The organism is Gardnerella sp. DNF01157 (assembly GCF_049244225.1).
GTDB lineage: Bacteria > Actinomycetota > Actinomycetes > Actinomycetales > Bifidobacteriaceae > Bifidobacterium > Bifidobacterium leopoldii.
This window is the reverse complement of record NZ_CP058388.1, coordinates 1,365,821-1,392,512: the sequence shown is the minus strand read 5'-3', so window position 1 is coordinate 1,392,512 and position 26,692 is coordinate 1,365,821. Positions and strand designations below refer to the sequence as shown.

General features: G+C 41.4%; 29 protein-coding genes. 18 read left to right on the top strand and 11 right to left on the bottom strand.

Translation table 11 applies throughout. From position 1 onward, the window contains the following. Positions 1-4 precede the first annotated feature (4 nt). The 14 genes from atpD (at position 5) to HXT38_RS05375 (ending at position 13,615) form a co-directional block, all read left to right on the top strand. Positions 5-1,492, top strand: a complete 1,488-nt coding sequence (atpD, locus tag HXT38_RS05440) for a F0F1 ATP synthase subunit beta (RefSeq protein WP_004105740.1) — start codon at positions 5-7, stop codon at positions 1,490-1,492. Positions 1,493-1,494: 2 nt separating this feature from the next. Continuing rightward, entirely contained in the window at positions 1,495-1,809 is a 315-nt protein-coding gene (locus tag HXT38_RS05435) for a F0F1 ATP synthase subunit epsilon (RefSeq protein WP_032835331.1), read from the top strand. Positions 1,810-2,087: 278 nt separating this feature from the next. Further along, entirely contained in the window at positions 2,088-2,327 is a 240-nt protein-coding gene (locus tag HXT38_RS05430; protein WP_421791782.1) for a hypothetical protein, read from the top strand. Positions 2,328-2,721: 394 nt separating this feature from the next. Next, on the top strand, positions 2,722-2,907 hold the full coding sequence (locus HXT38_RS05425) for an antitoxin VbhA family protein (protein ID WP_004105736.1): 186 nt from the start codon (positions 2,722-2,724) through the stop codon (positions 2,905-2,907). A gap of 20 nt (positions 2,908-2,927) precedes the next feature. Continuing rightward, entirely contained in the window at positions 2,928-3,647 is a 720-nt protein-coding gene (locus tag HXT38_RS05420; RefSeq protein WP_101892180.1) for a Fic/DOC family protein, read from the top strand. Positions 3,648-3,773: 126 nt separating this feature from the next. Next, a complete protein-coding gene (locus HXT38_RS05415; protein ID WP_004574165.1) occupies positions 3,774-3,983 on the top strand; it encodes an ATP-binding protein in 210 nt (69 codons plus the stop codon). Positions 3,984-4,327: 344 nt separating this feature from the next. Next, a complete protein-coding gene (locus HXT38_RS05410; RefSeq protein WP_421791780.1) occupies positions 4,328-5,359 on the top strand; it encodes an FAD:protein FMN transferase in 1,032 nt (343 codons plus the stop codon). Between the two features lie 256 nt (positions 5,360-5,615). Then, the gene (locus HXT38_RS05405; RefSeq protein WP_064340277.1) at positions 5,616-7,334 is read left to right on the top strand and encodes an FTR1 family iron permease; all 1,719 of its coding nucleotides are present in this window, start codon (positions 5,616-5,618) and stop codon (positions 7,332-7,334) included. Between the two features lie 95 nt (positions 7,335-7,429). Beyond that, positions 7,430-8,074 carry an iron transporter gene (locus HXT38_RS05400; protein WP_064340620.1) on the top strand — a complete coding sequence of 215 codons (645 nt, stop codon included), beginning with the start codon at positions 7,430-7,432 and terminating at the stop codon, positions 8,072-8,074. A gap of 72 nt (positions 8,075-8,146) precedes the next feature. After that, positions 8,147-9,418, top strand: coding sequence for a Fe-S-containing protein (locus tag HXT38_RS05395; protein WP_410294578.1), 1,272 nt, complete (start codon positions 8,147-8,149; stop codon positions 9,416-9,418). 12 nt (positions 9,419-9,430) lie between these two features. Further along, positions 9,431-10,765, top strand: coding sequence for an ABC transporter permease (locus HXT38_RS05390; RefSeq protein ID WP_004105697.1), 1,335 nt, complete (start codon positions 9,431-9,433; stop codon positions 10,763-10,765). Next, positions 10,755-12,074: an ABC transporter permease gene (locus HXT38_RS05385; protein ID WP_004574159.1), complete on the top strand. Its 1,320-nt coding sequence runs from the start codon at positions 10,755-10,757 to the stop codon at positions 12,072-12,074. The genes HXT38_RS05390 and HXT38_RS05385 overlap by 11 nt, the downstream gene beginning before the upstream one ends. Positions 12,075-12,124: 50 nt before the next feature. After that, the gene (locus HXT38_RS05380) at positions 12,125-12,970 is read left to right on the top strand and encodes an ABC transporter ATP-binding protein (RefSeq protein WP_004105693.1); all 846 of its coding nucleotides are present in this window, start codon (positions 12,125-12,127) and stop codon (positions 12,968-12,970) included. A 45-nt stretch (positions 12,971-13,015) separates the two neighbouring features. After that, positions 13,016-13,615 (top strand): FMN-binding protein, encoded by a 600-nt coding sequence (locus HXT38_RS05375; protein ID WP_004105691.1) that lies wholly within the window; start codon positions 13,016-13,018, stop codon positions 13,613-13,615. Between the two features lie 56 nt (positions 13,616-13,671). On the opposite strand, the gene HXT38_RS05370 is transcribed toward HXT38_RS05375, so the two are convergent. Then, positions 13,672-14,283: a hypothetical protein gene (locus tag HXT38_RS05370; RefSeq protein ID WP_421791777.1), complete on the bottom strand. Its 612-nt coding sequence runs from the start codon at positions 14,281-14,283 to the stop codon at positions 13,672-13,674. Positions 14,284-14,476: 193 nt separating this feature from the next. On the opposite strand from HXT38_RS05370, the gene HXT38_RS05365 reads away from it, so the two are divergent. Both HXT38_RS05365 and HXT38_RS05360 read left to right on the top strand, forming a co-directional pair. Further along, a complete protein-coding gene (locus tag HXT38_RS05365; RefSeq protein WP_421791775.1) occupies positions 14,477-15,217 on the top strand; it encodes a LuxR C-terminal-related transcriptional regulator in 741 nt (246 codons plus the stop codon). Then, entirely contained in the window at positions 15,211-16,428 is a 1,218-nt protein-coding gene (locus tag HXT38_RS05360; protein ID WP_174164275.1) for a histidine kinase, read from the top strand. The genes HXT38_RS05365 and HXT38_RS05360 overlap by 7 nt, the downstream gene beginning before the upstream one ends. A gap of 81 nt (positions 16,429-16,509) precedes the next feature. Here the strand turns inward: HXT38_RS05360 and HXT38_RS05355 are convergent, their stop codons facing one another. From HXT38_RS05355 to HXT38_RS05335, 5 genes are all read right to left on the bottom strand, one after another. Continuing rightward, on the bottom strand, positions 16,510-16,683 hold the full coding sequence (locus HXT38_RS05355; protein WP_004105682.1) for a hypothetical protein: 174 nt from the start codon (positions 16,681-16,683) through the stop codon (positions 16,510-16,512). Next, positions 16,680-16,973: a DUF2089 family protein gene (locus HXT38_RS05350; protein WP_004110367.1), complete on the bottom strand. Its 294-nt coding sequence runs from the start codon at positions 16,971-16,973 to the stop codon at positions 16,680-16,682. The genes HXT38_RS05355 and HXT38_RS05350 overlap by 4 nt, the downstream gene beginning before the upstream one ends. A gap of 448 nt (positions 16,974-17,421) precedes the next feature. Further along, the gene (locus HXT38_RS05345) at positions 17,422-18,594 is read right to left on the bottom strand and encodes an exodeoxyribonuclease V (RefSeq protein WP_421791773.1); all 1,173 of its coding nucleotides are present in this window, start codon (positions 18,592-18,594) and stop codon (positions 17,422-17,424) included. A 34-nt stretch (positions 18,595-18,628) separates the two neighbouring features. Continuing rightward, positions 18,629-19,282 carry a response regulator transcription factor gene (locus tag HXT38_RS05340; protein ID WP_421791771.1) on the bottom strand — a complete coding sequence of 218 codons (654 nt, stop codon included), beginning with the start codon at positions 19,280-19,282 and terminating at the stop codon, positions 18,629-18,631. 34 nt (positions 19,283-19,316) lie between these two features. Further along, complete coding sequence (locus tag HXT38_RS05335) at positions 19,317-19,778, bottom strand: hypothetical protein (protein ID WP_421791769.1); 462 nt, start codon at positions 19,776-19,778, stop codon at positions 19,317-19,319. A 571-nt stretch (positions 19,779-20,349) separates the two neighbouring features. Between HXT38_RS05335 and HXT38_RS05330 the strand changes: the two genes are divergently transcribed. Next, the gene (locus HXT38_RS05330; RefSeq protein WP_004105675.1) at positions 20,350-20,562 is read left to right on the top strand and encodes a hypothetical protein; all 213 of its coding nucleotides are present in this window, start codon (positions 20,350-20,352) and stop codon (positions 20,560-20,562) included. Positions 20,563-20,752: 190 nt separating this feature from the next. Then, positions 20,753-21,013: a hypothetical protein gene (locus tag HXT38_RS05325; RefSeq protein ID WP_004105674.1), complete on the top strand. Its 261-nt coding sequence runs from the start codon at positions 20,753-20,755 to the stop codon at positions 21,011-21,013. Positions 21,014-21,190: 177 nt separating this feature from the next. On the opposite strand, the gene HXT38_RS05320 is transcribed toward HXT38_RS05325, so the two are convergent. The 5 genes from HXT38_RS05320 to nrdH all read right to left on the bottom strand — a co-directional run bounded on the left by HXT38_RS05320 (position 21,191) and on the right by nrdH (position 26,395). Then, positions 21,191-21,784 carry a hypothetical protein gene (locus tag HXT38_RS05320; RefSeq protein ID WP_004105672.1) on the bottom strand — a complete coding sequence of 198 codons (594 nt, stop codon included), beginning with the start codon at positions 21,782-21,784 and terminating at the stop codon, positions 21,191-21,193. Between the two features lie 353 nt (positions 21,785-22,137). After that, positions 22,138-23,232 carry a class 1b ribonucleoside-diphosphate reductase subunit beta gene (gene nrdF / locus HXT38_RS05315; RefSeq protein WP_004105670.1) on the bottom strand — a complete coding sequence of 365 codons (1,095 nt, stop codon included), beginning with the start codon at positions 23,230-23,232 and terminating at the stop codon, positions 22,138-22,140. A gap of 97 nt (positions 23,233-23,329) precedes the next feature. Further along, on the bottom strand, positions 23,330-25,555 hold the full coding sequence (nrdE, locus tag HXT38_RS05310; protein WP_421791767.1) for a class 1b ribonucleoside-diphosphate reductase subunit alpha: 2,226 nt from the start codon (positions 25,553-25,555) through the stop codon (positions 23,330-23,332). Between the two features lie 75 nt (positions 25,556-25,630). Continuing rightward, positions 25,631-26,131: a class Ib ribonucleoside-diphosphate reductase assembly flavoprotein NrdI gene (nrdI, locus tag HXT38_RS05305; protein ID WP_064621463.1), complete on the bottom strand. Its 501-nt coding sequence runs from the start codon at positions 26,129-26,131 to the stop codon at positions 25,631-25,633. Between the two features lie 3 nt (positions 26,132-26,134). Beyond that, a complete protein-coding gene (gene nrdH, locus HXT38_RS05300; protein ID WP_004574150.1) occupies positions 26,135-26,395 on the bottom strand; it encodes a glutaredoxin-like protein NrdH in 261 nt (86 codons plus the stop codon). Positions 26,396-26,692: the final 297 nt, after the last annotated feature.

Sequence of the window (26,692 nt, the reverse complement as noted above, 5' to 3'; positions counted from 1 at the left end):
GCATATGGCTGAAAATCAGACCACAGCGCCTCCAGAAGCTGAGCAGGAGGTCGATCCAACAGCTGGTCGCGTAACCCGCGTTCAGGGTTCCGTGATTGACGTTGAATTCCCAGTCGGCTATCTGCCGGATATTTACAATGCTCTCAAAGTCGATATTGCTACCGTTGGTAACACGGAAGGTGATACCGTTCACGAGATCACGCTGGAAGTTGAGCAGCACCTTGGTGATTCGACTGTGCGTGCAGTTGCTTTAAAGCCTACTGACGGTTTGGTTCGTGGTGCTTTAGTGCGAGATACTGGCGGTCCAATCTCTGTACCTGTTGGTGACGTTACTAAGGGTCACGTGTTCGATGTTACAGGCAACATTTTGAATGCTAAGCCTGGCGAGCATATTGAAGTAACTGAGCGTTGGCCAATTCACCGTAACCCACCTGCTTTTGATCAGCTTGAGTCTAAGACTCAGATGTTCGAAACTGGTATTAAGGTTATCGATTTGCTTACCCCTTACGTTCAGGGCGGTAAAATTGGTCTGTTCGGTGGTGCAGGCGTTGGTAAAACTGTGTTGATTCAGGAAATGATTCAGCGCGTTGCACAGAATCACGGTGGTGTGTCTGTGTTTGCTGGCGTTGGCGAACGTACCCGTGAAGGTAACGATTTGATTGGCGAAATGGCTGATGCTGGCGTTTTGGAGAAAACAGCGCTTGTCTTTGGTCAGATGGATGAGCCTCCTGGGACTCGTCTTCGTGTGCCTCTTACCGCTTTGACTATGGCTGAGTACTTCCGCGATGTGCAGAATCAGGATGTGTTGCTGTTCATCGATAACATATTCCGCTTTACTCAGGCTGGTTCTGAGGTGTCCACTTTGCTGGGTCGTATGCCTTCCGCAGTTGGTTACCAGCCAAACTTGGCAGATGAAATGGGTGCATTGCAGGAGCGTATTACTTCTACGCGCGGTCATTCCATTACGTCGCTTCAGGCTATTTATGTGCCTGCAGATGATTACACTGATCCTGCACCTGCAACAACCTTTACGCACTTGGATGCAACTACTGAGCTTTCACGTGATATTGCAGCTAAGGGTATTTACCCAGCTGTGGATCCTTTGACTTCTACTTCTAGAATTTTGGATCCGCGTTACGTTGGTCAGGCTCATTATGATTGCGCAAACCGCGTTAAGGCTATTTTGCAGCGTAACAAGGAGCTTCAGGACATCATCGCTTTGATTGGTATCGATGAGCTTGGTGAGGAAGATAAGACTACTGTGAGCCGCGCTCGTAAGATTGAGCAGTTCCTTGGTCAGAACTTCTATGTGGCTGAAAAGTTCACTGGTCGTCCAGGTTCTTATGTGCCAGCAGACGAAACCATTGAGGCATTCACTCGCATTTGCGATGGTGTTTACGATGAGATTCCTGAGCAGGCATTCTCTGGTATCGGTGGCATTGATGATCTTGAGCGTCGTTGGCACGATATGCAGCAAGAGTTTGGTGCGTGATTATGTCGGAGAAGCAAGTAAAATCGCTGCACGTTAGTGTGGTGGCAGCCAGGCATCCTGTTTGGGAAGGTGACGCCAAGTTCGTGGTTATTCCTTCTGTGAATGGCGCTATGGGCGTGCTTCCTGGACATGAGGCTGTGCTTGCGTTGATTGATCACGGTTTTGTGAAGGTTGACGATTTGAAGGGTGTACGTCACGTTTTTAAAGTGACAGACGGCTTCTTCTCTGTTGATTCTGATCATATTACTATTGCTGTTGAGCATAGTTGTAACGTTGATAAAGACGGCAACGTGCTGCCTAACGCTAAGGTGATTTAGGCTTACGTATAAGTGAAGTAAGCGAAAAGGCAGGAGTTTGGGTATCCCGAGCTCCTGCCTTTTGTTTTTGGCGCGCGTTGTAAAGTTTCTGACGTTTTTTGGTGTGTAGACGACTTTTTCTTTACTCGCGTGTAAAGTTTCTGCCGTTTTTCTGCTATTTCGCGACTGTTTCTTTACATGACTGTAAAGTTTCTGACGTTTTACAGCCTTAATCCGACCGAAACTTTACGCCGCTGTAAAGTTTCTGCCGCGCAGTGGTGCGAGGTTTGTTATGAGCTTTGGCTTGGTTTCGGTTTGAGCTTTGGTTTGGGTTTAGGCTTTGTTTTGGTTTGAGCCTTGGTTTGAGTTTAGGCTTTGGTTTGGGTTTAGGCTTTGGTTTGGGTTTTGGGATTGTGTTGGCGATAGTAGCAGTATCGCGCTCCAATTTGGAATCATCGTTAATTTTGTTTTCAGAATCGCAGTATGTAGTATTTTTCACTTTTGAAAATAGATGCGTAGTTTCACTTTCAAAACTTTAATATTTTTTCACTTTTGAAAGTGAGTGCCTATTTGTGTTCGCGTTCGCTTGTTTGTTTTCTTGCTTGCGCTCGCGCGAAGGCTCTTTTCTTTATGCATTTTCCGATTGTGTTCTGTTTTTTGTGTTTTGCGGCTTGTGCAAATATCATCTGACTTCGCAAAATTAAAAAATTTTCAAATTTGCGAAGTGGGATTTGCTTAGTTTTAAAGTGCGTAAATCATGTTGCACCGAAACTAGTGGCGTTATGTTGCCGATGCTGGATTCGTCAAATCGCAAAATATGATGCAACAAAAATGTGTTGTAAGCAGAATATGCAGTAATCAAAATGCGTTGCGAATAGTAAAATAGTGCGTAGTTATTTTTGATTTGGGTGCGTGTGTTGGCAGGGAGAAGAAATGATTGATAAAGAAACGCAACGTAGGCGTCAAGAAAATTTGGGTCTTGCAATAGCTTCAGGCAGACTTGAAGGCAATTCGCCTTCAAAAGAGTTTCTTTATGACGCAAATCAATATGCTAAAGGTCTTATAACCAGTGACGAATTTGTTGCTAGAATGCGTTCTAGATATGGCGTAATGGATTAAGTTATTGGGTTGTGTGCGTCGTGGAAACAGTTTTTGACCCTTATCTTATTCCTCAGACAAGGGTATTGAAGAACAAATCTAATATAAATAATCAGATTGAATTAGATAAATATGAGAACGATGCTGTTCTCACAAGATGTTCTATTTTGTACGAAAATTTGCCGCATGCTGAAGGAACTGTTAAGCAATTGCAGTGGATTCATCATTATCTTTTCCAGGATGTTTACGATTGGGCTGGTCAGATTCGCACTATTGACATGTCTAAAGGCGGTGGCGAGCCGTTTCATCCGCTTGAATATATGGGCGTTGGGATTCGCTACTGTGAGCAAACGCTTAAAAATGATAATTTATTGCAAGGTTTATCTATTGACGAGTTTATTAGTAAGCTAAGCGTAAATTACAATAATTTTAATGTTTTACACCCATTTCGTGAGGGCAATGGTAGAACGCAACGCGTTTTTTGGGATATAGTTGCGCGAGATGCTGGATACCATTTCGATTGGGGATTAATAACGCAGCGTGTTAACGACGAAGCTTCGATCCAGGCTAAAGATACTAACAAGACAAAGCTTCTTGAGGGCATGTTCCACATTATTACAAAGCCTTTGAATATTGAGCTTTTAGCTCAACAGCAGTTTGCTCATCTTGTTGAAGAAGAATACGAATACGCGCCGAATGTGGCTAGTGTTTTGCAAGATAAGGATTACGCTGCGTATAAAACGCGTTATGGTATAGATTGAATCTAGCAATTATGTATCGCTATAGTGTGCAATCTAAACTTGCAAAAATACAAAGTTTGAGTTATCAATAACTTAAACTCACGAAAAAGAAAAGTTTAGATCATGAATAACTTAAACTTGTAAAAGGTGGATTTTGTTGCGACTTCTGCTTGCGAAAAGCTTTATATTCAAGTAACTGAAAGCATGATGGATGAGTCTATGCGCGAGCGAGAGTTAAAGCCGCTTCGGAAGATTCAGAATAATTATGAAAAGCTGGTTATTACTTTGAGTAAGGCTTTAGATGATGATTACGACGGCATTCGTGTTGAAAACATTGTTGATTGGTTGCTTAAGTAGCGTTGTTTATTTGTTTCTTAGCTAGTTGTTATGGGTATTCATTAAAACGCGTAAATCGTGCTACGCAGAAACGAGTTGCGTTATGTTGCCAGTGCCGTAAATATTTCTATAATGCGTTTTTGCAAAAATTTTGGTATAGATGAATATTTTTTGCACGCTATGCCTTCATTTTGCCAGAATGTAGGTATAGGCGAATGTTTTTGTGTGCTATGCTGCTATTTTTTAAAAATGTCGGTATAGAATGAGACTGTCTGTAAACTATGTCGACATTTTGCTGTTTTTGTTGTTTTGTTGCGGATTTTGACGAGTAACAGAGAGTTTTGACTTAGGGATTGAAGCAAGCGATGTTTAGGAATGTTGTTGCGATTGAGCGCGCGCTTGGAACGGGGATTATTATTTCCAGTAGCAAGCCGATTCCGCAGGGTGTTGAGCAGCGGATTCACGCTTTTGTTGAAGAGTATGAGCGCACTCTTTCGCGCTTTCGTGAAGATTCGCTTGTTTCGCGTATGGCTTGTGCGGAGCATGGCGGCGATTTTGAGTTTCCGTCGTGGGCTGGGTCGCTTTTTGCAATTTACGACGAGTTTTACGATGCCACTCGCGGAGCTTTCGACGCTTGTATTGGCGCGGATCTGCTTGCGCTTGGCTACGATAATTCTGTGCAATTCGTTCCGGAATCTACTGTTAGCGCGAGCGAGAATAGTGGCAGTGTCAGCGGCAGCTGGAGCAAATATCGCCGCGCTTTGCCAGTTAAGTGGGCAGATATTTCTCGAGATGACAGCGGCACAACGCTTCACACAAATCAGCCAGTGCAGCTTGATTTTGGGGCAGCTGGGAAGGGTTATTTTGTAGATCTTGTAACGAATATTCTTAAAGACGAGCTTGGTGACGATTCGCTTTCGGATTGCGATTTTTTGGTAAATGCCGGCGGTGATATGCGCGCTTGCTTTAGCGATGAAGATTACCAAATAAAAGTTGCGCTGGAAAATCCTTTTGACACAACGCAAGCAGTTGGAGTGGCATCAATTGCAAGCGGAGCGTTGTGTGCTTCGTCTGCTGCAAGAAAGCGTTGGAAAGTAAAAGACGCAAATTGCCTTGCAGACAATGCTTTTGAGTCTAATTTAATTGCGACTCACTTAATCAACGCTTTAGATGGAACTCCTGCGCAAAAACTTTCTGCAAGCTGGGCGTATATTCCTGCTAAAACTTGCGCTTTTCCAACTGCTTATGCCGACGCGCTCGCAACTGCGTTGTTCGTATCGCAAGAAAGCGATTTGCAAAAAATCGTGCAAACTACCGGCTCTGAGTTTGCTGTAATCTCGCCAAATTATGCGCTTCGCAAAACGGCCGCCTTTCCAGCGTATTTTTTTGCTGCATAATCGCAAAAAGATTGATAATTATCGTTATCAATATCATTTTTGTAATATTTGCGTGTTTTTTGCGTAGAACTATATCAATCTACATGATATGTCGATATTATGTACCTGTGGGGCCTTTGTAATGGCAAGTTTTAGTTGGGTGCGCTCAATTTGGGGTAGAGCGCGTAGATATGCAGAAATGCGTTAACGCAAAAGGCGTAAAACGCGTGAGAAGTGCGGAATCGCAAGAAGACGCGGAAGAACGCGAGGAGATGTTATGCGCGCGTATGTAAAAGTGCGCCGAATTATTCGTGACTCGGCTGCACTGATTCTGGCTGTGTGCATGTTGGTAGGTTGCATAGTGAGTTCGTTCGCTACAACTATTCCAGCTTTTGCAACAGATGCGGATCGTTCATATACTAGCTGGACAGAAGTTTCTAAAGCAATTAATAAAGAATTGCTACAAGGTCAATCAGAATACAATAGTGGCAATAATTCTGGAGCTGCAACTCGATTTGAAGCAGCATACAATTCCGTTTATGTTGCTTCTAACATGATTACGGTTGTGCGAGATGCAATCGGGCAGAATAAAGTTCAGGCACAAACTGATCAATTCCAGCAGCTACAAACGCTTGTATACCAGCAAAATCAAGGTTCACAAATAAGTGCTGTTTCGACGGCTCTTTCAGTGGATGTTGCACAAACTGCATCTAGTCTCGATGCCAACTTAAAAGTGGATAAGCCAAATGTTTATGCACAAAAGTTGCGTGCGCAAATTAAAGCAGAGCGCAAAAAGCTTGATGCTGCAAAAAAGAAAAACCTCGGGCGCAATGGTCGTACGTGGGGTCAAGTTGCTCGAGAAATGAACGTTATTCTCGACAAGTCTGTTGCAAAATACAAGTCTGCAAAAGGTAATAAAACTCAAGTAGCATCTGCAGTTGATTTAATTAACGAAGCCTATTACCAGTATTACGAAAAGCTTGGTTTCGAGAAGAACGTGATGAATGCAATAAGCGGAAGTCGCGTTTCGACTGTCGAGTATCAATTCAAAGAGTGCCGCCAAACAATGAACAACGGCGGAACTATTGAGCAAGCTAAAAAGTTCGTAACGGATCTTAAAGCGATGCTTATTGAAGACGCAGCAAAATTAGACAAAGGCGCATCTTCAAGCGCAAATCCATTTATGCAATTCATAACTAGCTCATTCGGTCAGGCTTTCGTAATTTTGCTTCGTGAAGGTTTGGAAGCGTTGCTAGTTGTTGCAGCAATTATTGCTTACCTTGTTAAATCCGGTCACAAGAATATGGTGAAGTATATTTACCTAGGTATTGCGGCTGGAATTGTGGCATCTCTTGCTGTAGCTGCACTATTCGGCTTGCTATTTAATGGTTCTGGTCCGCAGCAGGAGATTACAGAAGGCGTTGTTGCATTGTTCGCAATGCTTATGCTGCTTTACACGAGTAATTGGATGATTTCTAGATCTTCAGTGCAAGCATGGAATAAGTATATTAGTGAGCAAACAACGGCAGCAGTTTCTAAGGGAAGTTTGGTTTCTTTAGTGTTATTGAGTTTCCTTGCGGTGTTCCGCGAAGGTGCTGAAACTGTAATCTTCTATCAAGCAATCTTTGCAGTTTCAAACGGAGCTGACTCTATGATTTGGGGAGGCTTCATTTCCGCTGCTGCAGTTCTTGTAGTGATATTCTTGCTGATTCGTTTCGCATCTGTGCGCATACCAATTCGCCCATTCTTTACTGGAACAAGCGCTCTTATGTCTGTTCTCGTAGTAATTTTTGCGGGCGGTGGCGTGCACGCGTTAATCGAGGGCGATGCTCTCGAAGGAATGTATATTCAAGGCTTGCCAACTAACGATTGGCTTGGGTTCTATCCGTATGTTGAGACGATTGTTGCTCAAATTGTGGCAGCAATTGTTGTGATTTCACTGCTTTGCGTATCTATTGCGCGAAGTCGTGGGAAACGCGCGATAGAAAATAAATAAGCAAAACAACAAATAACCAACTAATAAATAATTAATAAACAACCAATAACAACAATTAAATAAAAATAACTAACAACAAACACAGAAGGTTAGATATGAAGAATAATAAAATGACAGCAATTGCAGCTTTAGCTCTTGCTGGACTGCTTGCGCTCGCTGGATGCGGTTCCAATGGCAATTCAGCTAAAACTGATGCTAAGTCACAAGCAACCGAGCAGAAGTCTGATAACAAGTCTGATGACAAGGGCGACGATAAGGGCTTTGAGGAGGTTCCAGTTGGTCCTCACCAAGATCAGAACATTGGACCTCTTACTATTGGTGCCGTGTACTTCCAGCCAGTTGATATGCTCCCAGCCGGTATGGGTTTGAAGGCAAGTGAAGCAAGCTTCCACCTTGAAGCCGATATCCACGCTAACCAAAAAGGTACAAAGCTTGGCTACGGTAAGGGCGAGTTCATTCCAGATTTGACTGTGAATTATGAGATTGTCGATAAGGCAAGCGGTGAATCCGTTGGCAAGGGTACTTTTATGCAGATGAACGCTTCCGATGGCCCTCACTACGGTGCAAACGTTAAGCTTGACAAGGCTGGAAATTACAAGCTCGTGCTTTCTATTGAATCCCCAGAAAAGAAGGGTTGGATGCTTCACGTCGATCCTGCTACCGGCGTAACCGGTCGCTTCTGGACTGAGCCAATTAAGGCAACCTTCGACGATTGGAAGTACACTCCTCGTCAGTGGTAGTGATAGCTAGTTAATAATTAGCGATTAATTAATAATTTTAGTAAATAATAAGTAACAGCAAAGGAGGGAGTTATGCTCAGACTGTTTGTGGCAGTTATGCCTGGGCTGCTCCCTCTTACGCTACTCACAATGGGATTAAGCACATCGCTCACTGTTGGCGAGGGGCGAGATAAGCCTCTAAGCGCACGTTGGAGATTGTATGGGCTGTCTGCAGGCACAGTTGCAGCTCTTATTTTTGCTATACTTCGCGCATCTGTGGTAATTAATCAGCGAAACTTTATTAATATGCCGGCGTTGTGCATTGCAGTTCCGCTTGATATTGCTGCAATTATTGTGGTTATCTTTTCACACAAAATAGTAAGAAATTGGCGTAATTGCCCGCTTTTAATGCACATAAGTAACGCAATTGGTGCATGTTGCTTAGCGTTTACTGTGTTTTATGCTTTGCCAGATGTTATTTTGCAGCTTACTATTTTCGTAGATTCAAGCACTCCGCCTTTTACATCAGACATGTTGCTTCGAGCGCTTGGTTTTGTGCTTGGAGTTATTGCTGCTATTTGCTTAAGCCTTATGGTTCGTTCTTTGCGCACTACATCTAACGCGATTTCTTTCAAAATCGCTGTAGTTTTAAGCATGATTATTTTGCTAGTGCAGCACATAACTTCACTTTTGCAGATTATGCAAGGAAGCATTCTGCTTTATATGGATGACTTTTCTTTCAGCGTGCTTGTTTGGCTAATTAATAACGCTCCGTTAATGATTATGGCGCAAATTAGCGTGTTTATGATTCCTGCTGCTGCATCCGTAATAATCGGCTTTAAAACGGCTGTAGTTGGTGAAAATGCTGCAGAAATTCGCACGAAGCGAGCGTTTAAAAGGAAATCTCGAAAGTCTGCGCTCGCAGCTCTTTTGGCTGCTATCACAGTAATACTTACGCTTACTGTAGGCGTATCTATTATGAATATTAAACCAACTCTTACGCCTCCAGAACCGTACGAATTGCACGATGGTGTTGCGACTATTAATTACGTTCAAGTTTCAGATGGTCATTTGCATCGCTTCCAATACAAAGCAAAAGACGGCACTGTTATGCGCTTTATAATCATCAAAAAGAATGGTGGAGCGTATGGCGTTGGCTTGGATGCTTGCGAAAACTGTGGAGATGCAGGCTACTATGAAAAAGACGGTAAGATTATTTGCCGTAAATGTGACGTAGCAATTAATTTGGCAACTATCGGTTTTAAAGGTGGTTGCAATCCGATTCCGTTCCCGTATAAGGCTGGGCATGGCAAAATCACAATTCATACCGCTGATTTAGACGTGCTCAGTTCGCATTTTAAGTAAGGGAGAGTTGCTATGTTTATGATGCGCATGGTTGCTCGATCTCTTGTGCGGCAATTGAAAAAGCGTGTGTTAATTGCGCTCGTAGTGTGCTTAAGCGCGTGCGTTAGCGTGTCAATGCTTAGCGTTGTGTATGACGTTGGAGACAAAATTAACGCAGAGCTTAGTTCATATGGTTCAAATATTGTGGTTCAGCCAAAATCTAGCGCTGTTGTAAATGATTTGTATGCTTCTCGAGAGCAGATTGATACTAATGGTTCTGGGAGTTTAAAGGCTGCGGAAAGTCACGAATCTACTGCTTCGCTAAAAGAATCTGATGCTGCAAAAATAAAAATGATTTTCTGGGCGTTTAATATCACTAATTTTGCGCCGAAAATAAAAGTTCACGCAAATCTTGAAGCGAAATCTTCTGGCGATTTGGTAGTGCCTATTATTGGAACTTGGTTTAATCGTAAGCTTGCGCTCGCTTCCGGGGAAACAACGGTTGTTGGTGTTAGGGGTTTGCGCTCTTGGTGGAAGATTAATGCAGGTCGTTGGGCAAAAGATAATAAATCTGAAGCAATGGTAGGTGCGCAGCTAGCTGAGCGTTTGCACTTAAAAATTGGTCAGCGTTTGCGTTTGATTCGTGACGGGCGCGAGGTTTCGTTGCGCTTGGTTGGCATATACGATTCTGGCGACGACGATAATAACGCAATCTACGCAAGTTCTAGCGATGCTCAAAGCCTTGCAAATAAGCCGAATAAGGTTGATTCGATTGAAGTAAAGGCGCTTACTACTCCTGAAAATGATTTAGCGCGAAAGGCTGCTAAAAATCCGGCAGCGCTCAGCCAGGAAGAGTGGGAAACTTGGTATTGCACGGCTTACCCGAGTTCGATTACTTACCAAATTGAGGAGGTAATTCCTGGAGCTGTTGCAAAGCAGGTTCGTCAAGTTGCAGCTCTTCAGGGTAACGTATTAAATAAGACGCGCGCTGTTATGGTTTTGATGACTGCGTTGAGTTTAATTGCTGCGGCTGTTGCTGTGGCGAATCTTATGGCTGCTTCAATTTCTGAGCGTTCCGGTGAGCTTGCATTGCTTAAGGCTTTGGGTGCGCGTGATGGTGCTGTTGCTCGTCTTATGCTTATGGAAACTGCGGTTATTGCGTTTGGTGGAGCGTTACTCGGCATGGCTTTGGGATTTGCAGTGGCGCAGATTATTGGTTTTACAGTGTTCGACTCTGCGATTTTGTTCCGACCGATGGTATTTGTTCTGGTGTTCGTGCTGCTTGCGTTGACTGTGCTTGCGGCTGCAGGCTCGTCGATTCGTTCGATTTTGAGTGTGCGTCCTGCGGAGGTGCTTCATGGCAGGTAAATCTTATATGACTTCCAACAATTCTATGTTTATTACCATGCTATTTAGCGCGGTATTTCGTAGAAAATCGCGTGCTTTGATGGCTGTTATTGCAACGCTTGTTGGTGCTGCCACGCTGTTTTGTTTAGCTGCAATCTGCCTTGTTGTGCCTCAGCAAATGAGCGATGAAATGCGTGCGTATGGAGCGAATATTATCGTAACTCCAATTGAGGGCGAGTGGAAAAACGGTATTGATCGCGCAATGGTTTTGCACACAAATGATATGGTTCTTGCAAAAGGTGCTATGCGCTCTGCTACGTATCGTTACGAAAACGTGCGTATTAACGCAGCTCCGTATGTTTTAGCAGGAATAGACGTTCGTTCAGTAAAGTCGCTTAATAAGCATTGGAATGTAGACGGCTCTTGGCCTAGCAGTGGAAATGTTATGGTTGGGCGAGATGTAGCTCTTGCGATGGGCTTAAAAATAGGTTCTCGAATTGCGATTGCGTATAGATCCTCGGATAATACTGCCGGCTCGCATAAGCCAGCAGAGAAGTCTGAAAATAAGGCTGCAAATAAATCTGCAGATAAACCAGCGCAAAATTCTGTTGCAAATTCTTCAGAAGAATCTGCACAAAATTCATCTCAACAAAAGCTCGTTGAAGGCAGAGTCTCAACAGATATTATGGATACTCACGGCACAACTTTCCGCGTTTGTGGCATTTTGGACACAGGCGGCGCAGAGGATTCCATGTTATATGCGCTAAACGCAGATGTAAATTCTCTTACAGGAGTTAAGCGTGGTACGGATGTTATTGCTTACTCGTCTTCTGCTCCTAGTGTTGATGCTGTTGTGAGAAGTATTAACGACATGACTTCTATGCGTGTGCGCGCTCAGCAAGTTACTAAAGTTACTGCTGCTGATACGGGCATTATTACTATGTTGCGCAGCCTGTTCTGCATTGTGTCGCTAGTTGTTCTAGTGTTGATGATGGTTGGCGTGAGCACTACGATTTCTTCGATTGTGCAACAGCGTCGAAATGAAATTGGTTTGCGCAAAGCTTTGGGTGCGAGCGCACGGAGTATTGGCGTGGAGTTTACTGCTGAAGCTGGATTATATGGCTTCGTTGGTGGCGTTGCTGGTACCGCAGTAGGGTATGTGTTTGCACGTTTGCTTGCAGCAATGGTGTTCTCTAGAGATTTGGGCGTGAATTGGTGGCTTGTTGCGTTCTCGGTGGCGTTTAGCATTATTGCATCTTGCGTTGCTGCGTTGCCGCCTGTTTTGCGCGCTTCAAAGATCGATCCTGCGATTGTGCTTCGAGAAGAATAATTTTAAGCGTAAATTTAGAGATTGTTTAAGATTTGAGTTAAGGATTTAATATGACAGAGAATGTAGAAAATAAGTTGGAAGGCGCGGAGTCTAAGCCAAAAATGCTGTTGACTTTGGATCATATTTCCAAGATTTACGGATCTCTTCGCGCGGTTGACGATTTGTCGCTTACTGTGCCAGAAGGCGAGTGGCTTTCTATTGTTGGCTCGAGTGGCTCTGGCAAAACAACACTTATGAACATTATTGGCTGCATGGATTCGCCTTCCAAGGGTTCCGTGTCTTTGCAAGGTCGCAAACTTGAGGATTTGAATGCCGGTCAGCTTGCTGACGTTCGTAAAAACGTAATTGGCTTAGTTTTTCAAAAGTTTTATCTTGTGCCGCATTTAACGGCAGTTGAAAACGTGATGGTTGCGCAATACTATCATTCTGTTGTTGACGAAGCTCAGGCAATGGATGCTTTGGATCGAGTTGGCTTGAAGGACCGCGCTCACCATTTACCAAGCCAGCTTTCTGGCGGCGAGCAGCAGCGTGTGTGCGTTGCTCGCGCGCTTATTAACTGTCCGAAGTTGCTGCTTGCGGATGAGCCGACTGGTAATTTGGATGAAAAAAATGAGCAGATTGTGCTCGATTTGTTTAAGCAGCTGCACAATCAAGGGACTACGATTATTGTTGTAACTCACGATTCTCTGGTTGCTCAATGCGCGGATCGCGAAATTATGCTTAATCACGGTGTGCTTGTTGGTGAGCGTTGGAATAATGAGAGTGCGCGCAAAGCGTACGAGGCGATTGGTGGCAAGCCTGCGTTTACGAGTGCTCACGTTGATGAAAGTGTTGTGGAAGCTTTGCAAGACCATGAGCCTACTAAGTCGCCTAAATTAGCGAATTTAGATGATTAGTTGCGCAAGATTTTAAAATATACAAGATTTAAAGGCGATGATTTTATGATTTCAGATAATATGTTTCACGATGTTTCACGCGATGATTTGAAATCCAAAAAAGTTGCAAAAACCGTTGCTACGCTTGCAATTGTAGCTGCATCTTCTGCTATGTTGTCGGCTTGCGGTGAACCTAGTGCTGTGCCAATGAATGATGAGTTTGCTGGCAATTCTGGTCAGAGTGCAGATGATGGTGGTAATCCTTCAGGCAAGTACAATGCTGGTGCTCAGCAATCTAAGTCTTCAGCTCAAAGTGAAGATTCTGGGGATTCTAAAAACCAGTCTAAAACTGATACTGGTAATTACAAAGATGGTGACTATAAAGTCAAAGCTACGTATGGTCCTGTTGCAGAAGACAGTTTTGATGTACGCTTAAGCGTTGCAAATGGAAATGTTAGCGATGTGCAGATAACATCTCATCCGTTTACGCCGATTTCAAAAGGCCACATGGACGCATTTTCAAAAGCTATACCTGGCAAAATTGTTGGAAAGTCACTAAAAGATTTGCATATTTCGGTTGTTGCTGGAGCAAGTTGGACTAGCGATGCCTTCAACAAAGCGCTTGATGTTGCTCGCCAAGAGGCCTCAATTCAACCCGTGCAATAAATGTACTCAAAACTTAGTGCTCAACGTAATGGTAGATTGCCAATAAGCTTAAATCCTTAAAAATCGCTTTTATCCGTAGGGTGACCTTGTGGGCGCTTTATGACTCGACACAAAATCACTAATGCTAAGACACCATTTGCAATTCCGTAGTAATAAATCCAAGGAACGTGAATAAGCCCACAAATAAAGCATGTAATAATATTTGTTAAATTATTTGAGTAATTGTTAAGTATTTGCTTATTTTGCAATTCGACTTTTTTGCGTTTTAGTGCGACAACTTTGTTTTCTTCGGCACTTTCGCTTTTGTCGTTTTCTGAGCCGTAGCTGTTTTTAACATTGTTGTCATAGTTATCGCAATTATCGCAGCTATCGTAATTTTCAGTATCGCAAGCTTTTTCGCTGCCTGTGCTCTTAAGTTCACTATCTCTACTTATACTGTTAGTGTTATCGCTATCAAGCTCAGCTATATTATTTGTGTTACTTGCATTTTCGCCTTCAAGAACATTCTTGCGCAAGAAAAAATATGCATAAGAATACATTGCAACAGAAAGAAGTCCTAAAATAAGCCACAAAACAAAAAAGCCAAAACTACGCATAAAAGCAGCTGCCGAGGCAAACGCCATCGCAGCTACTTCTGCGGAGTGCAATACTACTAATCGTTTTGTCATATAATCCTGCTGCAATCATTATTGAAAATGAGTTTTCAACGCAACCAAAAGTCGCATACTGTCACTTATTATAATCACATTTGACTTACATGCATTACTTGTAATCATTTCTTGCTACACAATTTGCTCTATTTTGTGCGCACTTATAAAGTAAAATATAAGAAAAGTAGCGTGAAATTGCAAGAAAGCCATTATGCAAAAAACGTATGCAATAGTAGATAACGACCCATTAGTTTTAGCGGTTATGCGAAACGTGCTCAGCAAGCTTTTGCCAAGCGAGTACGCGTGCAAATGGTGCGTAAAATCTGGAGCGCAAGCTTTGGAATACTGCCAAGTAGCAAAAACTACTCCGGATTATATTTTGATTGATATGTCAATGAAAGACATGTCTGGAGTAGACGTAATACGCGCAATTCGTGAGAAAAACAATAGCATTATTTTAATTGGTATGACTTCGTATGACTGCAGATCCTATGCTTCGTCAGTGGCGCAAGTTGGTGGGCAGGCAATGGTTGCTAAAGACAATTTCAAAGGGCTAGCAGAAGCTTTGCAATATTGTAATAATCAGCACGCGTATGGCTGCCGTTGCGTTAAAGACGTTGCTTACGATTTTGCTACACCGCAAGAATCTTTTATTAGGCTTTCTAAATCAAGATCGCGTAGCGTTTTGCCGCCTCAAGAACTAAAAATCATGGATCTGCTTGCTAAAGGCTACACAACGAATCAGATTGCGGCTCAACTTGGTCTTATGCCAAACACTATTAACACGCATATTCATAGAATTTACAAAAAATTGCATGTTTCTAACCGAGTGCAAGCAATATCCGCATTTGCTGCAATGCAAAATCGTGAGCAAAATAGCAATCTGTCGTATGCTTATAATTCGCCGCAGAATCATCCGAATTTTTTGCAAGAAACGGATAACGCATGTTAATGAACACATTTTCGCGCGTTATTGAGTTGGTTAAAAGCTGGAAAATTCAGCGAACTTTATTCATAATATTGGCGATTCTTGTAGTATCAATGGACGTGCAATCTTGCAATACAGCTGGTTTGTGGCACAATCCATTACAATCTGCGTGCCAATACGTTTGGATGTTTGCAACTTTTCTTATGATTGCTTTTCCGCGTCAAATATCACTCGTAACTCCGATTTTTTATTGCGTAACGTTAGCAGTACCAGGCGTAAATGCAACTTGTGTGCTTTTTGCGCTGCTCGCTGGCATGCTTGTTGCAGGCTTTTACGATTCGTGGAAGTATTTGCTTTGCGCTTACATAGTTTCGCTTAATATTATGTACTTTGCAAAAATGGCGTACATTCCGCTTACTTTTCCTTGTTTTGTTCTTATTTCTATGATTTGTGGCTACGCTTTGCGCAAATATTTGAACATGTTGGAAGAAAATAATCGCGCAAAAATGGATATTGTACGGAGTAAGTTCCAGTCTTATATTGCGTCTGTTGCGTTGCAATTGCATGACGATGTGAACAATGAGATTACTGATATTACGTTGCTTGCGACGGATGCTTTATATGTTGAGAACAATGAACATACAAAAGAATCGTTAGAGCAGATTATTGAACATTCGCGTAATGCACTTTCCAAAGCGAGACTTGTTATCAGCCTGCTTGAGCAAGCTGAACAAAAGTATGATGATTCTTTAGATTCAAATATTGCTAGTACGCAGTTTGTTTATAGTTCTAATAGCAATGATTGCATGAATTTGACTGATCTTTTATGCAATATTCGTGCGCGTTTACAGGCTGAACGGCAAATTTGTGAGCAGCTTGGGTACTATGGCTCTTTAATAGTGGTTGATAAAAGTTCGGGGAGTGGTGATTTTGCTGCATCTGCAACTGTTAGTACTGAAAAAGCTCAATGTGCTATTCGCATGTGCAGCGAGTTGCTTACTAATATTCGCAAGCATTGCAATACTAGCGTTGACTTTTCTATGAACGTTACTGTTGATGAGCGAGAATGCAAAATAATGTGCATGAATTCGTTGTCGAATAAGTTTGGTGGAAGACTTGTTTTTGGCAAAGGGTTACTATTCCACAAAAAATCTGTGGAACGTTTAGGTGGATCTTTAAACGCGCAAAAAGATGATGACACTTGGCTGGTCAATGTTGTTATTCCACTAAACTAGCAGTACTTAAACTCTCGAGTTATCGTGGCAGTTTTTGCGAATTTTGCAATTTTTGCCACGATAACGTGTGATTTTTGTGTTTTATAAGTCTTGTAATACAATTCTTTTATCTTCTGCAGACTGCTTAGATGACTTATCGTCTTTCTTAAGAGAATGCGCATATCGAATAAGACTTCTTGCAATAAAGAACACTAATACGCATATAACAAGTGCAATAAGAATGTCAATTATTGGACCAAATAATGCATAGCTCATGATTCATCCTTTCTTTTTCTATATTCGTTTATGAGTGTTCGAGCTGTGTCAACATCGTATTTATCGTCAATAGCAAGACTCTTTACTAAAAGAACGAACGGGTCTTCTGGTTCATTGTCGCTTATGCGCAGCTTTTCAATGAGCCGGTTAAGCCTGATTCTCATCGTTGGGTAAGAGACTTGATACATTTGCGACATTTCTTTTAACGATCCAGACGATAATACAAAGTTCTTTATAAACGACATATCTTCGTCTGTGAGATTAGCCATCCATTTTGGAATATGATCCATATCACCCCTTTCGTCAACCTATAAAACTTTAATTAAATTAAACTTTTATTAAAAATATTAAAGTTGTTATATGAGTTTGTCAAGAATAAACATGAGAGATATGACACAAAGCGGCATTTTTATGTCGCCAAAATTGTCGCTTTGTCGCCAATGGATACAAAATTTAGTCATTTTGCTTAGAGCTAAGAACGTTCAATAAGTTTATAATTTCATCAAGTTCGCTTGAAAATGTTATTCCTTTTGTATAACTATATTTTTTAAGCAAGTTATCGTGGCAAAAATTGCAAATCTTACAAAAACTGCCACGATAACGTGTATGACATAGCAACGAAACAGCATTCTGCATTGCAAATTAACCGCTTACTTGCATCTTCTGTGCAAAGCTTCGTCCAAATACTCGATTAAAACGTGTCCAAATACTCGATTAAAGCGCAAGAAAGCACAATGACTATTTCTCTACATGAAGTGGAACATGTACATTAATAATCCACGAATCGCCATCTTCAATAACTTTAAAAGTTCCGCCAACTCGTTCCGCAAGCATCTTATGAAAACGCAGTCCATATCCTAATTGCAAGTTAGCAAGAACGCCTCGTTGCGCACTATTTATACACGTAATATGACATTCATGGTCATTAAGCATTACATTCATGGCGTATTCTTTAGGTTTTGCAGCATGCTTTTTTACGTTCGCAAGCAGTTCTCTGCAAATATATTCAATTTGAGCACATTCTTCAAAAGGTAAATGTGCTGATCTCGAATTTTCAGTAGCTAAATCACTACTCAAGTCAATGGAACCAATATAGTCAAGCTTTTCAAATGACTTTTGTTCACAGTCAAATAAAACACGTAAGCCTGTGCAAAAATCTTTATAAAATGTAGTCGATTGCATAACATCGCCAGTGCTTGCAGTTGTAGCATTGTCAAGAAGAGAAATAATATTACGTGCTCTATGAACAGTTGTAGTAGCACGTTGAAGAATCTCTCGCGAATTTTCATGTTCTTGGTCATGAGTTGTTTGAGGTTCAATAGATTGTTGAGCCATCATCATAATGCTGGAAAGCTCATTAGTTACTTCATCGTGCATGCGAATTGCTGCAATAGTGGCATATTTTTGAAAAATGTTGTAACGCTGTGCAAATAACTGTTCCTGCTGTTGGTGAATAGTGGAAATATAGTATTTTACGATTGCGCTAGAAATAAGAGTGATAAGAAGCCACCACGCTAACACATAAGCGTTTTGAAAATCGCAGATAATAAAGAACCATGAAGAAACTCCGCAAGAAGAAAGCACAGTGTACCAAGGTTGAGTAATTACAGCAATTGCTAAACAAATCAATATGGTAAGCATCATAGATGAGTAGTTGATATTTGGCGCAATAATTACCAACGGCATCCAAATAAGCACAATAAAAGATGCTTTACGAGGCCATATTGCAATACATAAGCAGATTACAATCCATACTATTTCAACCGTAATTGCATGCCAATTAGAGTAGTAATGAAGATTATTATAGGAACAAATTTCAAGAATCAAAGTACAACTTATGATTGTGCCAATTCCAATTTTCTGCCAGGCATCATGCGGCAAAAAATTGATCATACGCGTTAATAATTTCATAACTACCTACTTTTACATGTTAATTTCTTACACGTTATATGTCATGCGAATATTTTGCGAGCGCAGCGAGCGCTTGCATACGACTTTTAACTTGAAGTTTTCCATAAATACGCCGTAAGTGCGTGTTGACTGTTGAAACTTTCACATTAAGCTGATCTGCAATCTCTTTCGTAGAAGATCCCTGTTTGCACAAGCGCATAATTTCCGATTCTTGAGGAGACAAAACTGAGGTCTTCGGAAGTTGAGAAATCATATTGAATGATTCTTGCGGAGTGTGAAAATAGTCAATATATTGTGGCAATTCTGGGCAACCGTAGCTTGTTGTGCGCGATTGAATAGCTGCAACTATGCCTGCTAAATTGTCTTTATGTACTAGCGCTTGACCACCCGACTTAGCAACTTGCAATACGTATTCATCCAGCATGTAGGAAGTAATGCCAATAAAAACAATATTGCTATTGCGCTCGCGAATTGCCTTAATTACATCAACACCACTCATTTCTCTCATTGACATATCTACTAAAAGTATGTCAGGAGTATTTTCTGTAACGCAACGATGAATAGCTTGTTTTGCAGAAGAACACATCCATGCACAAACAAAGTTTTCAGGCAAACGACTTTTCAGAAGAAGTTGCATATATCGCAATACAAGCGTGTCATTATCAACAATTGCGTAAGTAGTATTCATACAATATATGGTATCTTGTTTTGGGATCCGCTTATCAAGAGATGTGCGATTGTATTGTTTTTCTCAAATTATCAAGATTGTACACATTAAAGTGCCATACGCTAGCACTTTCCGTTGGCACACTCCATTCTTCAGTTTTACCATTCGCAGTAAAGCGAATTATTTGAGTTGTTGGCTTATTTATAACTTCAAAATTAGTGAGTTGATTCCACGGAATGCGATGAAGATGCTTATCGTCTAATTTAACTAGATTACCCGAGCCTAAAATGGTATTCGGATTAACAACAATAAACTCATTATTAGTGGCAGCAACAATACGCGCATCAACGCTTTGCGCTACATAGAATAATTTAGGTAACAAAAATAGTTTGATTAAATCTTTCCACCAAGGGTTGTACTTCATAGTAAGCACATACGTTTTATCAACTGAAAGATTATGCGTTTTAAAGTACTTAACAATGTCCTCTTCTCGTATACCGCGCAAAGGATTGGTCATAATAAGCACCTCCTTGTGATTCTTGTTTTGTAAATTACCAACATACTAATGTGCAGATTTTATCTACACAAATATGTGTACCTATTTTTAACGATAGTGCTTTTAGAAAACTTTTTAAAAACTTTTACGATTAGTAGTTTGTATGTTCTCAACAATCAATATCTAAGAATATTTCCATTTTGGAACCATTCTTAAATAAAGACATATTTATAGAGTTATCGTGGCAAAAATTGCAAATCTAACAAAAACTGACACGATAACGGATGTGTTTGGGTTGATTTTTGCAGCATAAAAATTTCTACTGAGCCCAAAAATAACAATCACAAGTATTGCCAATTTTACTGTGTCACTAAATATAGTTACAGCTGATTACATGACAGTATTTTTTTATTACACTGAGAGCCATTGCACAATTTATTTGTACAGCAAAATAACGTTTTAAGGAAAGGAATTATGCGGTGAAGCGCTTAGCAAAGACAGTGTTAAAGAAACTCGGTGGTTCTGTTGGTATTGCATTTCAATTGGGTATTGCGCATGGCAATGTCGTGACCAGTGGGGTAGGTGAATCATTATGAAAAAGCAAATTTTGGCTTATTTTAAGCGACTTATCAAACGAGAAGCTACTTATATGCCGTTGACATTTATTGGCTTGCTTGGAATTTTTGCAATATTTAGTGGCAATACAATTGCTTACATTTCATCTCCAAATAGGTGGATTGAAACATTTGTTTTTACACTTATTGTTGCTTTTGCACGTGCCTTCATACCTGATGATCGTTATTGAACAATTTATTTCATAAAGATTAGCGAAATGCACACAGCACTTCGCTAATCTTCTATTTCATATTTTCTAAGTTATATTACGGTAGATTTTAATCCTATTTAGTTGTTTTTTATTTATCAGTAACTTTTTGGTTGCTGTCTAGGATGCTAATATGCAATATTCATAGATTACATTAAGAAGAAGGAATATCATGAGTCAAGATTTTGGAGTAAAAAATTGGAATCCATCTGCTGCAGCAAATACTAGTGACGATGACGATGAGCTTTCTGAAGAAGATTTTGATAAATTGGCTGCAGAGCTTGAGCAATTCTTTACCAAGTATGTAGTGTTAGAAAATAATAAGTTTGTAGTTCATGACGATGCGATTATTGCCGATGGTTATGGAGAATATTTAGAAGGCTTTCACATCTTAGCAGAAAAATTCACTGCTGGTCTTGAAGAGGACAGATAGCGTAAATTAACCACGATAACGCGTATAACATAGCGACTGTGCAATTAAAGTTATACGATACAGTCGCGTAATCAGTTAAAAAATATTGCCTGTTCATCAACGATATTGATTAACAGGCAATATTTTCAAAACAACAAAATTTGGCAAATAGCCTAAATTTTGTGGCTAAACCATTTACTATTTTGCTACGTCAAGAACTACTAAACGTTGTCCGCCATAAGTTCTGGCATCAAGACAGGTTTGAATAAAGTAAGCAGATTTAGGGAATTGCTCAACATATCCTTTGAACTGGCTTAACAATTTATCCGCGCTGCCTCCTCCTTCAAAGTCTTTATAATCTGCCACTTTATAGTCTTTGCCGTTTAATTTAACTGGTGTGCCCTTTTGAAGTTTCTTTAATAACATTCCTGAAGTATTTAAACGGTCGACGACCATGTAGTGACCAGTAATGACTTGGAACCAGTCGTCTTGAAGTGTCCAATGATAAAAAGCATCTTTCACGTAGGCCAACTTATCAGGATAAGCGTCCCAAATAACGGGTTTAGTTTCACCTAGTGCTTCAAAAGTTCCTTTTTCGCCTTTCACAAAAGCCTCAGGAACGTTCTTTTCTGAAGGTTTTTTGATTGATTTTGAATGTTTTTTAGTTGACTGATGGGTTATTTTCGTAGACGCTGAATTGTTTGCTTTGGAGCTACCGCAGGCCGCTAGCCCCACCAGCGAACTGAATAGCACTACAACACAAAGTACTTTTTTATAAGTCATTTTCCCCATAACTGACCTTCTTTCTTCGTATAGATGTGACTAACAACTGCTAGGCATCCTTATCAATTTGGATTCCAAACTTGAGCGCCTGCTCAGTTCAGCCCAAAACGCTTAGTTTAAACGGAGGATGAATTGATAGTCACTGCTGATTTTTGCATAAAGGGATTAACAAAACCAGTTTCTTTTCCATAGTGTACCATAAAGGCTGAGGGGGCTCATGTTACTTTCTAATTTTTCAGTTTTTATGTATACGATATTTTGGTTCAATAATTGACTTAGATAAATTAAATTGGTTAACTAATTAAATTAATTAGTTAACCAATCGAACAGTCAGTTAATCAAATAAACAATCAATTATGCGACTAGAAGTCCCAATCGTCGTCGTCGGTTTCAACAGACTTTCCCATGATGTAGCTGGAGCCAGAGCCGGAGAAGAAGTCGTGATTTTCGTCGGCAGCAGGAGATAGAGCTGCGAGAATTTCTGGGCTTACGTGAGTTTCTTCTTCGCTGTACTTAGCAGGATAGCCAAGATTCATCAAAGCCTTGTTAGCGTTATAACGAACGAAGTCAAAAACGTCATCGTGGAAGTCAAATCCTTCGTAAATCTGACCAGAATACTCAACTTCCAAATCGTACAAAGTATCGAGCAAGTTCATAGTGAACTTTTCAAGATTCTTCTTATCGTTCTCGCTTCTAAGCTCCAAACCGCGCTGGAACTTGTAACCAGAATAATAGCCGTGAATCGCCTTATCGCGCAAAATCAAACGAATCATATCGGCAGTGTTCATCATCTTTCCGCGAGAAGCAAAATAAAGCGGAAGGTAGAATCCCGCGTAAAGAAGAAGTGAAGAAAGCATAGTTGCAGCAATCTTGCGTTTAAGCGGATCTTCGCTCTCGTACTCGCAAAGCACAGTGGTGACGCGCTGCTGCAAAACATCGTTGCCAACAGCCCAACGGTAAGCTTCGTCAATTTCCTCGCTAGAGCAAAGAGTAGAGAAAATAGAGGAGTAGGAGCGCGCGTGAATCGACTGCATAAAAGCAATATTCGTGTAAATAGCCTGCTCGTGCTCAGTGCGAGCGTGCTCAATCTGGCAAAGCTCGCCAATAGTTGCCTGGCTAGTATCAAGCAAAGTCAAGCCCGTAAAAACGCGAGTAGTGGTCTTGCGTTCAAGATCGGTGAGGGAACGCCAAGAAGGAATATCGTTGCTCAGCGGCACTTTTTCAGGAAGCCAGAAGTTAGCAATAAGACGATTCCAAACGTCCAAATCCTTGTCGTCAACAATATTATTCCAATTAACTGGGCGTACACGCGATCCGTGATGGTAGCGGTACTGAGATGGTGTGATAGAAGCTGCCATCATAGCGTCATCTGCGATTACGCGATTTGTGCCGAAAGGCTTATCGAGGCTACTGCGCAATGCTGTTGGATCGAGCGCAGTTGTATCGAGTTCTGTCATAATTACTCCTGATCTTGTGTTTACGTTTTACAAAATTTTTAAGTTTTTTTATTTAATTTGGAAATATCTACGTAGCTAAAATTTTTATCACTACTACTTATAGTGTGCAGCTTACGCAACCTTCAATTTCCGTACCTTCCAAAGCTTTCTGGCGAATACGAATGTAGTAAAGAGTCTTAATGCCCTTGCGCCATGCGTAAATCTGAGCCTTATTCAAATCGCGAGTAGTCGTAGTGTCTGGGAAGAACAAAGTAAGCGACAATCCCTGATCCACATGCTGAGTTGCTTCAGCGTAAGTATCAATAATTGCCTTCCAGCCAATCTCGTAAGCATCCTTAAAGTACTGCATATTGTCGTTCGTCATGTATGCTGCAGGGTAGTAGACGCGACCAACTTTGCCCTCTTTACGAATCTCAATGCGAGAAGCAATTGGGTGGATTGAACTCGTGGAATGGTTGATGTAAGAGATTGAGCCAGTTGGAGGAACAGCCTGCAAATACTCGTTGTAAATGCCGTCGCGCAAAATCTCGTCGCGCAGTTGCTCCCAGTCTGAAACACTTGGAATCGCAACATTGAAACGAGCAAACAAATCGCGAACCGCTTGAGTGCGAGGCTCAAGAGAACGACTTCCATCAGTGTATTTATCGAAATAGTTGTCTTTTCCTGCAGGCTTAGCGTAGGCACTCGTTTTAAAGCTTGCAAAAGCGTGTCCGCGCTCTACAGCCAAAGCGTGAGAAGCCTTATAAGCGTGGTAAGCAACAGTCATAAAGTACATGTCTGTAAAGTCAAGAGCTTCCTCGCTTCCGTACTGCATGTGCTCGCGAGCAAGGAAACCGTGCAAATTCATTTGACCCAAGCCAATAGCGTGACCTTCTGCGTTTCCGCGACGAATCGAAGGTACAGAATCAATCGAAGTATGCTCAGAAACAGAAGTGAGCGCACGTACCGCCAAATCAACGCTTGCACCCAAGTCACCATCCATTGCCTTAGCAATATTAAGAGAGCCGAGATTGCAAGAAATGTCGCGGCCAACGTGACTATAAGATAAGTCAGCGTTATAAGTGCTTGCTTCCTGAGTTTGCAAAATCTCGGAGCACAAGTTGCTCATAGTAATGCGACCCTTAATAGGATTTGTGCGATTCACAGTATCCTCAAACAAAATGTAAGGGTAGCCAGACTCAAACTGAATTTCCGCAAGTGTCATAAAGAATTCGCGAGCGTCGATGTACTTCTTGTGAATGCGAGGATTTGCAACCATCTCGTCGTAATGTTCAGTAACAGAAATGTCTGCAAAAGGCTTGCCATATTCGCGCTCAACATCGTAAGGGCTAAACAAAGCCATCTTTTCTTTGCGCTTAGCAAGCTCAAAAGTAATATCTGGAATAACAACGCCTAAAGAAAGCGACTTAATACGAATCTTCTCGTCCGCGTTCTCGCGCTTAGTGTCGAGGAAACGCATAATATCTGGGTGGTGAGCGCTAATATACACAGCACCAGCGCCCTGACGAGCGCCAAGCTGATTAGCGTAAGAGAATGAATCTTCCAAAAGCTTCATAACAGGTACAACGCCACTCGACTGATTTTCGATGCGCTTAATAGGAGCGCCAAGCTCGCGCAAATTCGTAAGCAAAAGAGCCACGCCGCCGCCTCGTTTAGAAAGTTGCAAAGCAGAATTAATTCCGCGCGCAATAGACTCCATATTATCTTCCAAACGCACGAGGAAGCAGCTCACAGCCTCTCCGCGCTGAGCTTTACCAAGATTCAAGAACGTTGGAGTGGCTGGCTGGAAGCGACCTGCAAGCATTTCGTCCAAATAGTTGAGCGCTGCTTTTTCGTCGCCGTCTGCGAGTTCCAAAGCGACTGCAGCTGCGCGTTGAGCGAAGTTTTCCAAATACTGTTTGCCGTCGAAAGTCTTTAAAGCGTAAGAAGTGTAGAACTTAAAAGCACCTAAGAATGTGCCAAAAGTGTGGTGAGCGGCTTCTGCATGCTCGTAGAATTTATCGAGAAACTCATCGCTGTATTTGTTGAACACGTTGCCGTTGTAGTAATAGTTGTCAATCAAATAGTTCAAGCGTTCGCGAGTTGAAGCAAACTTCATGCTGTGTTCTTGCACGTAATCCGAAACGTAAAGCTTTTCTGCTTCCTGATCTTTATCAAACTGAATGCCTTTTTCTGGGTCAAAAAGACCGAGCATAGCGTTAAGAACGTGGTAGTCGCGGCTGTTGCGAATGCGCTCTGCTGTTGTGCTGGCAGTTGTGCTTGCAGAATCAGTGTGATCAAGATTAAGCGAAGTAGATTCGCTCATCGGATCTGTGCTATTCATGGGGTTTGTTCCTTTCTTCATGCGTTATTTTTGTTTTTCAAACGCTGTTTGTTTTGTTTCTTTTACTTATTTCGTTTATTTCGTTTGTTCTGTTTCTTTGAGTTGTTTTAAAAATCTCGGTATCCCATGCGCTACTTTTTCTATATCTTCTGCAGTTCCCGTGAGTTCAAACGAGTACATATTTGGGATTTTGCACTTTCCTGCAATTTGACCGCCTGCAGCGCAATATGCTTCTCCAAAATTTGTATTTCCGGAAGAAATTACCCCGCGAATAAACGAACGATTTTCGCGATTATTTAAGAATTTGCGAACTTGCATTGGTATTGCTTTCGCAATATTTCCACCGCCGTAAGTTGGAACAATCAAAACGTACGGTTCGCGCACGTTTAATTCCGGCTCTTTAGGGCGAAGTGGTATGCGGTACACGTTTACGTTATTGCTTGGAAAATCGCAATTTTGCACAAATCTTAACGTGTTTTCGGAAACTGAGGAAAAGTAGACTACAGCTCCGATTGATTCGCCTTGTGCGCGCGATTCAGGCTCGCTTTGTTGTGTTATATTTTCTTGCTCACACATTTCTTATGCTTCTTTTGCTGCCTCTGCGGAAGTTCCGAGTTTATCCGCAATTTGCGCAATTAGATCTGGACGGTACCCACTCCAGGATGCGTCGGGAGCAATGACTACTGGAGCTTGACGGTATCCGGCATTTCTTAACTGTTCGAGTGATTCAGGGCTTTTTGACAAGTCTACTGTTTCAAAGTTCACGCCAAGTTTTGTGAACTGTCGCTTAGTTGCATCACACTGTGGGCAATGAGGTTTAGTAAACACTGTGATAGTCATTTCAATCTCCTCTGGTGATGGGGGAATTTTGCAATTCCGTGTTGTATCGACAAAAGCCAAGTAGTTAGCTTACTCTGAATAAGCACTATTTATAGTGGTGTGTCGACTGTGTAAACACTATATATAGTTATTATTTAAAATAGCTAAAAATAGCGTGTTTGTAAGCGTGTCGTGTTTTATGAAGTGAATATGAGCTTAGTTTTAACGATTAAAAATGTAATCTATTTCACAGAATTTATATTTGGAACTACTTAACTTGCATATTGTTAAGCCTTGTGCATATCCGCCTATAAAATT

Excerpts from the sequence above, each read along its gene's own strand:
- HXT38_RS05335 (WP_421791769.1), bottom strand. The coding sequence starts at position 19,778 with ATGACCAATCCTTTGCGCGGTATACGAGAAGAGGACATTGTTAAGTAC.
- HXT38_RS05435 (WP_032835331.1), top strand. The coding sequence starts at position 1,495 with ATGTCGGAGAAGCAAGTAAAATCGCTGCACGTTAGTGTGGTGGCAGCC.
- HXT38_RS05410 (WP_421791780.1), top strand. The coding sequence starts at position 4,328 with ATGTTTAGGAATGTTGTTGCGATTGAGCGCGCGCTTGGAACGGGGATT.
- HXT38_RS05355 (WP_004105682.1), bottom strand. The coding sequence starts at position 16,683 with ATGAGCTATGCATTATTTGGTCCAATAATTGACATTCTTATTGCACTT.
- HXT38_RS05375 (WP_004105691.1), top strand. The coding sequence starts at position 13,016 with ATGATTTCAGATAATATGTTTCACGATGTTTCACGCGATGATTTGAAA.
- HXT38_RS05395 (WP_410294578.1), top strand. The coding sequence starts at position 8,147 with ATGCTCAGACTGTTTGTGGCAGTTATGCCTGGGCTGCTCCCTCTTACG.
- nrdE (WP_421791767.1), bottom strand. The coding sequence starts at position 25,555 with ATGAATAGCACAGATCCGATGAGCGAATCTACTTCGCTTAATCTTGAT.
- HXT38_RS05385 (WP_004574159.1), top strand. The coding sequence starts at position 10,755 with ATGGCAGGTAAATCTTATATGACTTCCAACAATTCTATGTTTATTACC.
- HXT38_RS05400 (WP_064340620.1), top strand. The coding sequence starts at position 7,430 with ATGAAGAATAATAAAATGACAGCAATTGCAGCTTTAGCTCTTGCTGGA.
- HXT38_RS05390 (WP_004105697.1), top strand. The coding sequence starts at position 9,431 with ATGTTTATGATGCGCATGGTTGCTCGATCTCTTGTGCGGCAATTGAAA.
- HXT38_RS05370 (WP_421791777.1), bottom strand. The coding sequence starts at position 14,283 with ATGACAAAACGATTAGTAGTATTGCACTCCGCAGAAGTAGCTGCGATG.
- HXT38_RS05425 (WP_004105736.1), top strand. The coding sequence starts at position 2,722 with ATGATTGATAAAGAAACGCAACGTAGGCGTCAAGAAAATTTGGGTCTT.
- HXT38_RS05325 (WP_004105674.1), top strand. The coding sequence starts at position 20,753 with ATGAGTCAAGATTTTGGAGTAAAAAATTGGAATCCATCTGCTGCAGCA.
- HXT38_RS05340 (WP_421791771.1), bottom strand. The coding sequence starts at position 19,282 with ATGAATACTACTTACGCAATTGTTGATAATGACACGCTTGTATTGCGA.
- nrdH (WP_004574150.1), bottom strand. The coding sequence starts at position 26,395 with ATGACTATCACAGTGTTTACTAAACCTCATTGCCCACAGTGTGATGCA.
- HXT38_RS05405 (WP_064340277.1), top strand. The coding sequence starts at position 5,616 with ATGCGCGCGTATGTAAAAGTGCGCCGAATTATTCGTGACTCGGCTGCA.
- HXT38_RS05350 (WP_004110367.1), bottom strand. The coding sequence starts at position 16,973 with ATGGATCATATTCCAAAATGGATGGCTAATCTCACAGACGAAGATATG.
- HXT38_RS05330 (WP_004105675.1), top strand. The coding sequence starts at position 20,350 with ATGAAAAAGCAAATTTTGGCTTATTTTAAGCGACTTATCAAACGAGAA.
- nrdI (WP_064621463.1), bottom strand. The coding sequence starts at position 26,131 with ATGTGTGAGCAAGAAAATATAACACAACAAAGCGAGCCTGAATCGCGC.
- HXT38_RS05380 (WP_004105693.1), top strand. The coding sequence starts at position 12,125 with ATGACAGAGAATGTAGAAAATAAGTTGGAAGGCGCGGAGTCTAAGCCA.
- HXT38_RS05345 (WP_421791773.1), bottom strand. The coding sequence starts at position 18,594 with ATGAAATTATTAACGCGTATGATCAATTTTTTGCCGCATGATGCCTGG.
- HXT38_RS05320 (WP_004105672.1), bottom strand. The coding sequence starts at position 21,784 with ATGGGGAAAATGACTTATAAAAAAGTACTTTGTGTTGTAGTGCTATTC.
- nrdF (WP_004105670.1), bottom strand. The coding sequence starts at position 23,232 with ATGACAGAACTCGATACAACTGCGCTCGATCCAACAGCATTGCGCAGT.
- HXT38_RS05365 (WP_421791775.1), top strand. The coding sequence starts at position 14,477 with ATGCAAAAAACGTATGCAATAGTAGATAACGACCCATTAGTTTTAGCG.
- HXT38_RS05360 (WP_174164275.1), top strand. The coding sequence starts at position 15,211 with ATGTTAATGAACACATTTTCGCGCGTTATTGAGTTGGTTAAAAGCTGG.
- atpD (WP_004105740.1), top strand. The coding sequence starts at position 5 with ATGGCTGAAAATCAGACCACAGCGCCTCCAGAAGCTGAGCAGGAGGTC.